General features: G+C 41.1%; 1 protein-coding gene. It reads left to right on the forward strand.

From position 1 onward, the window contains the following. Positions 1-369 (forward strand): IS5/IS1182 family transposase (locus P20439_RS11875; protein ID WP_036933824.1); only part of this gene is annotated, 369 nt, incomplete at its 5' end. Positions 370-399 lie beyond the last annotated feature (30 nt).

The following is a 399-nucleotide window of genomic DNA, read 5'->3' on the forward strand; positions in this document are numbered from 1 at the left end:
GGGTTGCCTGTTTATTATGAATTATCCTGTGGAAATACGCATGATATCGTCCATGCAGAGTCACTCGTAGCTAATTGCCCAACAAGTAATATGGTTGTCGCAGATAAAGGCTACGACAGTGAAAAACTGAGAGCGTTTGTTCGTGATAATAACGCTACACCCGTTATTCCACGTAAGGGCAACAGTTTAGTAGGCAATGAAGATATTGACTGGTGCATGTATAAATATCGGCACTTGGTTGAGAATGCATTTGGCCGTATTAAGCAATATAGAGGGATAGCCACGCGGTATGAAAAGCTTGAACGAAATTATCATTCAATGCTCGCTTTAGCATTTACTATGATGTGGCTACCAATGTGGGCTGATTGATATATGTACTACAAAGATCAACAGCCCCTA

The organism is Pseudoalteromonas sp. BSi20439 (assembly GCF_000241165.1).
Taxonomy (GTDB): domain Bacteria; phylum Pseudomonadota; class Gammaproteobacteria; order Enterobacterales; family Alteromonadaceae; genus Pseudoalteromonas.